This window comes from Bacteroidota bacterium (genome assembly GCA_039111535.1).
Classification (GTDB): domain Bacteria; phylum Bacteroidota; class Rhodothermia; order Rhodothermales; family JAHQVL01; genus JBCCIM01.
Genome location: JBCCIM010000255.1, coordinates 1 through 7,522, shown reverse-complemented (window position 1 = coordinate 7,522; position 7,522 = coordinate 1). Strand labels below are relative to the sequence as shown.

Below are 7,522 nucleotides of genomic sequence, written 5' to 3'. Positions count from 1 at the left end.
GCAGAAGTCATTTCGGCACCGTTCAGATTAGCTCGCATAAGCTCAGTGCCGCTTAATTCTGCCCCAGCCAAAGTTGCCCCTTGCAACCTTGCTATGGAAAGATCATGGCCGGCTAACATAGCGTTGCTCAGATCCGGGAGAATATCAGGATTGTCCTTACGCCAAGCGTTCCATGTATCTACACCCTCTTTGAGTAGCTCTACATGCAAAGGATCTGCCATAGCGGATTGTGAACAGAAGTATTTTGTATTGGCTGTTCGAGGGCTGAATTTTCAGATATTTGCCTAGGAATGGCGATCTTTTAATAGACCAATGACTAGGGCGTGTTGACAATCAACTTGAAAAGATTGTTTTCGCTCATATTGCGTCTATCTGCGTTCTTTTCCTCGCACGATGCGCTGCATCGCGTCTCGAAAAACGCCTTGATAAACACAATATGCTTCAAAAACATTGATTTACCTGTTAATTGTCAACACGCCCTAATCAATTAAGTATTTACTAAATAATCAAGCCGATTTCCCTTCTTTCTTAAACTCTCGTGCAATGCCTTCTAACATATCTTCATTCGAAAGCCGGCTATCATTCCGCGCTAGGGTCCGCAGGCAGGCAAACTGAACGACGTTGAGAATACTCGCCCCCGTAATTTCATATTTCAGGGCAATTTCCTCCAGTTCAATTTCTTTTGCATCCCACTGCGCCGGCATCGACTTCTGCCACAGTTGTTTGCGTTCATGTGGCCGCGGCATGGGGAAGTGAATGATGCTTTGGAACCGCCTCATGAACGCATCATCGATGTTGCTTTTGTAGTTCGATGCCAGGATTACCAGGCCGTTGTAATTTTCCACGCGTTGCAGCAAATACGATACTTCCTGGTTTGCATGTTTGTCGTGTGCATCCCGCACATTGGTACGCTTGCCAAATAAGGCGTCGGCTTCGTCGAAGAACAGGATCCAGTCTTTGTTTTCGGCCTTGTCAAACAGCCGTGAAAGGTTCTTTTCGGTTTCGCCGATGTACTTGGAAACCACCATGGACAAATCGATTTTGTATACATCGCGCCCGGCATGTTTGCCTAACAAACCAGCGGTAAAGGTTTTACCGGTACCCGGCGGGCCCCAAAAGAGTGCGCGGTACCCAGGCTTTAGCCGCCGGCCAAAAGCCTCGTCTTCCATCAGCGTCGCGCCGTGTTGCAACCAGCTCTGAAGTTCTTCGATCTCCTGGAGCGTTGAGGCCGGCAGCACCAAATCTTCCCATGCCAACTTCGTTTCAACGCGTTCAGCGGGAAACCCAATACCAAAACGCGGGCGCCGGACCTTTCCAAAAAGAATCCGCTCTACCCAATCTGTATCCAACACCAATTGCCCGGAAGACACCGGTTCTCCGACCCCAATCCCTTCAATCTGCAGTATGCGGTCGGAGGCAAAGTAATGGTCCGGATCAAAGATGCGCAGCGTGGCGATGCGCTGCTCAAGGTTACCGTCTGCCAGCAGGAAAAGCACCGTTTCACCGGTGGGCAAAAAGGTGCGGAGCTGGCTGCTTTTGTATCCGCCCAGTGGTTTGAAGTCGGTTTGTGACGGAGGTAAAAACTCTGCTACTATTTTATCGAAGAACGTTGGGTCGATATGAGGAACGAGACCAACGGCTACCGCCACGTATTCATCCGCCAGCATTTTTTTACCGAGCACGAGTTCAGTGAACGGATGCTGGTCATCCAGCATTTCCGGAATCTCGGGCAGCGGGATTTCTTTATCGAAGTGTGTGCCGAGTCTGTGGCGCGTGAGATCGGCAATAAACTGCAGGGTGGTCTGTAGATTGGGTGTCATTTATTCAACCGGACAAATATCCGATGCGGGTGTACCAACGCAGTCAACGTGTTTGGTACTGTACTTTTCCAGGTTGTCCATATAGGTTGTGAGCGATTGTTCAAACGCACCAATGGCTTGCTGAAACTGATCCGCCTTCATGCCCACTTTGCCCTGAAAAACGGGGAGCGGATGTTTGCGCATGTAGGCCATAAAAGCTGTCCCGTGGGTGCCTTCATGGTGTCGCAGGCTGGTGTTGCCGGCGGCTTTATCTGCCCCGGTTGTGCCCCGTCCATACGCTGCATTCAGGGACGGATCAACACCAGCGCGATACGTGGTCTGGATGTACATTTTGATTACCGGCAACTCTGAGATTTCAGCAACGCGGCCATTGTGATCTGCCTTTGCGTTAATCGACCAGGGGTCGTGTGAAATACTGGTAACACCGCTTTTTCCTGCGGGCACATCGCCCACAGCATCGGGCAAAATGATCACCTCAACCCCGGCGGTACGTCCCCGGTAGTGCTTGATTTTTCCTTCAGCATCCCGTTCCGGCTGATATCCTTCGGGAATGGGTGTAGATACCGACGGTGCCTTGCGCTGCACAAGCGGAGCCGCTGCGCCCTGCTGCACGACATGGGTCAACTCATGCGCCAGCAAGCGCTTGCCCTGCGTACTGACGGGGTCGTATTTGCCGCTGTTAAAGTAGACATCTTCCCCACGCGTAAACGCCTGCGCCTTGATGTCTTTGCTCATTTGCGCAGCTTCCGTATCCGTGTGGATGCGCACGTTGCTGAAGTCTGCTCCAATCCCCTGCTCCATTTGCGTACGCACGGCTTTGGGTAGAGGCTTTCCCATACCGCTTCTTGCAGCGAGACGTGTGCTAAAGTAAGCAGGGGTATGCGTCGGCACACTTGCCTTTGCCTGCACGGGTTCTTCTTCCTCTTCACCCATTGCTTGTACAGGCTCTTCCTCCTCCTCGCCCATTGCCTGAACGGGTTCTTCCTCTTCCTCACCCATTGCCTGTACAGGTTCTTCTTCCTCTTCACCCATTGCCTGCACGGGCTCCTCCTCTTCTTCACCCATCGTTTGCACGGGCTCTTCCTCTTCGCCCATGCGCTGGACTTCCGGCTTCTCCTGGATTTCTTTATCCTCCGCCATGCGGGCGTCGTTGGTCCCCGGCATGTTTTCCTCATCTGGCGTGGCTAACCGCTGTACCCGACCAATGGGCTTGCGCTGCACGGCTGTTTGCTGGCCTCCGGCAGCTTGCTGCTGGTTCACAACCGAATCAGCAACGGTATCCGCTTCGCGTTCATATTGGTCGTCCGGCCGGCCAATGGCAAGCTTTGGCTGGAAGAAGCCTTGTTGTTGTTTTTCCGGCGCCTGTTTTGGGTTACGGTGCCGGCGAAAAAAGTTCTTACGCATATGAATCTAATTAATTCTAATATTTATTCATTTCTAGGCTCAATTCTTTTCCAAAACCTGAAACTTGCCCCTTTTCTTATTCTTCCACTTTAATTTAAGTTTTATTTTTTCATAAATTTTATTTTTCCATTCATACATCACCTCTTTACTCTTTCCGGCAAGAAAATCCCTTAGGGTCATTTGTGCTGGAACACCCTCCAAAGTTATTCCCCGATTCCCCGCTTTAGATTGATAAATGGCATTAAGTCGACTATTTTCTCCAGAATCAAGTAATGCGAGATTTCCCGAACTGTGTCTACCTCCAGCTTGATTTTCGACAATATGCTCCCAGTCTTTGCCGGCAGGATTTTTATGTTGAATACCATGAGCACGATAATTCAGTACTTTTTTAGCAATCTCGAAGCTTGTCCAAGTCTCTTCAGCATTCAAGCTTTGCAATTGATCTTCTGGTAGCTCTTGCAATGCTTCAATAGGCGCTCTCCAAGTAGTTGGAAACCCAATCGCCGAAATTTTAACATGTTCATTGGTGTGCTGTGAGTGGACATTAAGCATTATAAATTCTTCCCCACGCACGGTACTTTTACTAAAAGCCGTGATAATATGAGGGCCTCTTCTCCACCCCTTACCCTTTGCATATGCTATTTCATCTCCAACTTTGAATCGTTTTCCTTGGATATGTAAAACATCATTTAATAGCTTCACACTCTCCATTGACTTGGCAACTTCAACACTTCCTCCCCCTTTCTTTGCTTTCGCACGTTGAATGTACTCGAAATTCCAGCTTGAACCGTTGTCTGTAACACGGACAGAGCTAAGAACTGATTTGTGATTCTGCTGAATATTCGATGTTATAGCATCTACATCTCCTTTCGAGACTTCACCATCTTTCCCTTTATCTTTTCCCTGCTTCAAAATTGACTGCTTAACAATATTCAATTTGCTGTCTGCTGCTTCACCCTGCCCCTTACCCCGACCCAAAAGCCGGCGTGCCTGCGCGGCCAACCATCCCACAACCTTACCCAGCGCTTTATCAATCGGTTGACGTATCCGCTGAATCACGCCCCGGATTTGCGCAGAAATATTGCCCAACCCAATGAACCGGGCCAAGAAACTCAACAACACTGGAATAGCGCGTGCCAGTGACTTCTCGATCCATTCCGCCGCCTCAGCGACATTGCCGGCTGCAATCCGGCCAATAGATGAAAACACAGCTTTTACAAACGAACCAATTTGCTGGGCTTTGTCGATGAAGAACTTGATGGTATTCCAGATGGCCAACACAGCCTGGATCAGCGCGCCGGCGGGATTAAACATCGTCAGCAACTTGGTTACCCCCGCCTTCACCAGCCGGCTCGTCACAAACGACCTGATGCCTCCCATCACCATTTCCTGCAAGTTGCCCAGGAATTCCTGCACACGCTCCCATAGCACAATGGGACCGCGAACAATCAGGTCTTTGACAAAACTGAATACCTGCTCCAGGCGCGCTACGGCCGGCTCACCAATCACTTTGACCACTTTGGCGCGGATGGCCCCGTACGTCAGGTTGAGCACCTGCATGACGAGCGAAAAAATGCCGGGCAGATCCCACTTCTGTGGAAGCTGAATCCCTGCTTTACTCAAGGCGCCAAACAGCCAGTCCACCAGACCGTTGAGCAAATGCGTTCCGATATTTTGCACAAACCTGCCCAACCCGGCTTTTATCGCCTTGACCAGGTTGCCTAGAAATCCGATCGGATTGTTGAATATCGACGTCAACACGCCGCCAGCCTGACTCAGAATGCCCATTACCCGTTCGACGGGGGCACCAACAAGTTTAAGCGCACCTCGGAAAACAAACTCTTTAATTTTGTGCCCAAGCCGGCCGAGAAAACGTTTTACGCGCTGCCAGGGCTCGGCAAAAATCGCAGATGCTTTGCGTAGGTTGTCAATGGGCGTCCAGACGCTTACAACCTCAAGTGCCCGGTCTGTGAGTGTATTAAAGTAGGCCAATGAGAAGTTGAGGGCCGTAACTTCTTTTTCGAGCCATGCCATGGCCGTTGGAATGGCCTTCGTTTCCTTTAGCCTGGCGAACAAGGCATTGCCGACCGGGCCCAGTAACCCAAGAAAGCCACCAATCAATGTCTCCGCCGTGCGTGGCACATCCTCTTTAAGGATGGGATTGTAGCCAATTATCGTGGTGAATAGCTTCCAGCCCGGGATGTTCTTGGCAATGCGGTTTAATACGCTCCGAACAGGATTGCCAACGGCCTGAACATTGTTTGACGTCTGGCTGATCACCGGTTTTTGCTGTATGCGTGTGTCCCCGGTGGTTTCTATCTCCTCTTCTCTTCGCTGTACACTGGCGCCTTGTTGTACGGTATGCGTCAGTTCATGCGCAAGCAGGTGTTTCCCGTCGGTGCTGCCTGGATTAAATTTGCCTTCGTTGAAGTAAATATCGTTTCCATGCGTAAACGCCTGCGCCTGAATGGAATCGCTCAGGTTTGCCGCATTGCTGCCAGTGTGGATGCGCACGTTGCTGAAATCTGCGCCAAACGCCCCCTCCATTTCGGTACGTGTGTCGCCAGGCAACGGCGACCCGCCCCCGCTCGCATTGCGCAGTTGGCTACTGAAATCGGCCGGCGCACCTGATGCCTCACCCGTGTCTGCTTGTCGCTGCACGGTGCCTTCTTCTTCCGGTGGGTCAGCGGCGCTTTCAAAAATGGGTTTGCGCTGGACCTGCTCCTGGATGGGCTGCTCCTCTTCCTCGGTTTGCCGTTGGAGCTGCTCTTCGGGCCCAGCCTGTTTTGCGCGCAATGGCACATTGAACCGATTAACACTTAGGGCCGGCACACGGCTGGCATGTCCGTCACCAGAAGTGGTTGCCCCTTGCACGGCAAGCCGCTGGACCACCGTGTCAGCTGTTGCATCTGCCTCCTGCTCAAAGCGGTCATCCGGACTGCCAATTTTTAGCCTAGCCTGAACCGGAAACGTAGACAGCTCCCCGCCCATATCCAACAACTGTCCTGCACTTCCTTCTTGTTCGAAGAAAGCGGTGGCATCAGTTGTAGCACGCTGATTTGCGCTCGTGGACGATTTGGTTTCGGCTGTCTTCATACTCAGACGCTCGCAGTTTCCAGCCGGCTTTGGACTTCAAAGGCAAGCGCCATGTAATTCATCGCACCGTTCGACGCCGGGTCGAAGGTAAAAATATCCTGGCCGTGCTCCTGTGCTTTTGCAAGCGCGTTGTTGATGCGGATTTTTGTGTCGAACAACCTGGGGCCCAGCGTTTTTTCTTCCAGAATTTCGTCAATCACCTTTTGACTCATGCCCACCCGCGTGTCATAGCGTGTGATGAGAATGCCCAAAATCGCCAGGGCTGGGTTGAGTTTTTTCACCCGGTTGTAGAAACGCATGAAGCTTTGCAAGCCACGTAAGGGGAGAAATTCTGCCTGCATGGGCATGATGATATAATCGGAAGCCACCAGCGCATTTACGGTGAGCATGCCAATAGCGGGCGGGCAGTCGATCAGAATGTAGTTGTATTTATCCCGGACGCTGGCCAGCATTTCTTGCAGCAATTGCTCCCGGCCGTACACGCTCACCAGTTCCAGTTCCGCGTGTGCCAAATCGAGCGTGCCTGGAATCAAATCCATCCCATTTTTGTGCACAATTGCTGCGGTTATATCGGGTCTGGTTCCGCCAGCTGCAGTTTTAAGGAGTTGGTAGATGTTCTCGTCGGACGCGCTTTCAATACCCAGGGCCTGGGTCAGGTTATTTTGTGGATCAAGATCCAGCAGTAACACTTTTTTTCCGATATCCCGGAGCGCAGCAGCCAAATTCATGACTGTTGTTGTTTTCCCGGATCCTCCTTTTTGTATGGCAACGCTTATGACCAAAATCTTTACCTCTCTGTTTGCAGAATTAGAATCGACCTTGCCATAAGGCAGTGCATTTTTGCCATACCTTTTGTGCTACCTGCTCTCCCATGCTCAGGCCATCGAGGTTTCCTTTTTCAAAGTGAATGCCTCCATAAAGCCGTGACATACCGGCTTCTCGCGAAGCGTCATAAAATGTGGCCCATCTCAGCTCTATGTCATAAGCGGGAGCGCCAGTCTCTATCTTGGACGCCCCAGCTGGCACAACAACAGATGCGCCAAAGAAACGGCTTTTTCTGAACCGTTCGAGAATCTCAGCAGCAGCACCGCTAAATACACTATGCCCGGATGGGTATTCAGCAAAAGGCGGCGTTACAAAATATTTCCCCTGGTATGGATGCCATGCTTCGCCGGGCATATCCTGTACACCGCCATGCTCAT

The 7,522-nt window shown here is 51.1% G+C and carries 6 protein-coding genes; all 6 read right to left on the bottom strand.

All coding sequences use genetic code 11. The features are described from left to right. The coding region (locus AAF564_24625; GenBank protein MEM8488755.1) for a pentapeptide repeat-containing protein at positions 1 to 221 on the bottom strand (221 nt) is incomplete at its 3' end. Positions 222 to 506: 285 nt separating this feature from the next. Next, on the bottom strand, positions 507 to 1,820 hold the full coding sequence (locus tag AAF564_24620) for an ATP-binding protein (protein MEM8488754.1): 1,314 nt from the start codon (positions 1,818 to 1,820) through the stop codon (positions 507 to 509). Then, on the bottom strand, positions 1,821 to 3,224 hold the full coding sequence (locus AAF564_24615) for a DUF4157 domain-containing protein (protein ID MEM8488753.1): 1,404 nt from the start codon (positions 3,222 to 3,224) through the stop codon (positions 1,821 to 1,823). A gap of 39 nt (positions 3,225 to 3,263) precedes the next feature. Beyond that, positions 3,264 to 6,320, bottom strand: coding sequence for a DUF4157 domain-containing protein (locus AAF564_24610; GenBank protein MEM8488752.1), 3,057 nt, complete (start codon positions 6,318 to 6,320; stop codon positions 3,264 to 3,266). A gap of 2 nt (positions 6,321 to 6,322) precedes the next feature. Next, positions 6,323 to 7,102, bottom strand: coding sequence for a ParA family protein (locus AAF564_24605; GenBank protein MEM8488751.1), 780 nt, complete (start codon positions 7,100 to 7,102; stop codon positions 6,323 to 6,325). 25 nt (positions 7,103 to 7,127) lie between these two features. Continuing rightward, positions 7,128 to 7,522: phosphoesterase (locus AAF564_24600; GenBank protein MEM8488750.1), on the bottom strand; the 395-nt coding region annotated here is incomplete at its 5' end.